This window comes from Armatimonas sp. (assembly GCF_031410135.1).
Lineage (GTDB): Bacteria > Armatimonadota > Armatimonadia > Armatimonadales > Armatimonadaceae > Armatimonas.
Map to the genome: position 1 here is coordinate 1 of NZ_JANNYP010000733.1, position 1,414 is coordinate 1,414.

Consider the following 1,414-nt stretch of genomic DNA (forward strand, 5'->3'; position numbering starts at 1 on the left):
ACTCATCGCGGCAGTGGTATCGGTGAAGTGGAAGTTACCTTGGTTGCGGTAGAGCACGGGGAAGTTGGGGCGGCCAAACGAGGCGACCCCGTAGACTGTGGTGAAGAGCAGATCGAGATTGCCATCGTTGTCGTAGTCGCCCGCGGCGGGGGTGGCGTAGGATTCTTGGTAGAAGACCCCGCACTCGCCCTTGTCGTCGAACTTGTAGCCACCGGTGGGGCCGAGGCTACGCAGAAACCGGCTCTTGGGTTGGTCGCCACGGCTGTCCACGTGGGCGAAGTTTCCCGCAAAGAGATCGAAGTGCCCGTCATTGTCAAAATCGCCCCAGCATGCCCCAATCGAGTGGCCGCCGCCAAAGCTCGGCGTGGTGGCGACGGCAAGCACCTCGGGGGCAATATCGGTAAAGTGCCCTAAGCCATCGTTGCGCCAGAGCCGGTTGGGCTGGAGGCGGTAGTTGGAGACATAGATATCCAGCGTCCCGCTTCGGTCGTAGTCGCAGGCCGTGACGCCCCGTGCGCGGTAGGTCGCGTCCTGCCAGGCGAGCGAGAAGCTCTTGCCTTTTTCGTTGAGGAGCAGCAGGCTCGGGTAGGTGATGCCCCGATCCCAGTCCTCGTAGCCGCCCACAAAAATATCCACGAAGCCATCGCCGTTGAAGTCGCCCCAGCACGCGCCGCGGGAGACACAAGCGGGAAGCGTGGGCAGGGGAGTCTCCGTAAAACCCTTGCCGCCGTTGTTGTGCCAGAGCTTGAGCTGGCTCCAGGAGAAGAGATCGGTAAAACCATCGTTGTCGAAGTCCGCCGCCACCACAAGCCCGACATCAGCGAGCTTTGTGAACTTCTGGCCTTTCTCGTTGTGCCACACCATCCCTGAGACGCATAAGTCCGTGAAACCGTCGTTGTCGAGGTCCACCCAGCACGCCTGATCGGTGCCCAGAGACAGCCCCAGCGCCGCCGTTCTATCTTGAAACTGTGCATGTGCAGGCAGAGCCGAAAGCAGGCAAAGCGAGAGGACCAAGAGCTTCATGCGGCATTTTAGCATATTGCAGACTTTGAAAATAAGTATATACCTAACCCATGATTGGACTAGACCAATGAGAGTATATACATGAATCATCGGAGACTCTCTCACAAGTTTGTTCTCAGTGATCCGCTAGAGCACCCGTTCTACTGGTGGCCGCGGACGCTGCTCCAATACCCGCTTGTGTTTGATCAGCCCGCGGACCTAAGCCGAATGGTGCTGGTTCGCACCGAGACAGGCGAGCAGGTTCCGGTGCCGCTCTCCGATGTGGTGAGGGACCGTGTTGGAGCGACGCGCGCGACGCTAAGTTTCCTCTCGGACTTGCCCAGTGGGGGGCACCGTGTATCGCCTCTAAGTGCGCTCCAAGACGGCGAGATATCGAGGGGGGAGGTGGTCG

At 59.6% G+C, this 1,414-nt stretch carries 2 protein-coding genes; one reads left to right on the plus strand and one right to left on the minus strand.

Going from position 1 to position 1,414, the window contains the following annotated elements:
• A partial coding sequence (locus RMO15_RS26755; RefSeq protein WP_309720015.1) for a VCBS repeat-containing protein occupies positions 1–1,023 on the minus strand: 1,023 nt, incomplete at its 3' end.
• Between the two features lie 81 nt (positions 1,024–1,104).
• Between RMO15_RS26755 and RMO15_RS26760 the strand changes: the two genes are divergently transcribed.
• The coding region (locus RMO15_RS26760) for a hypothetical protein (RefSeq protein ID WP_309720018.1) at positions 1,105–1,414 on the plus strand (310 nt) is incomplete at its 3' end.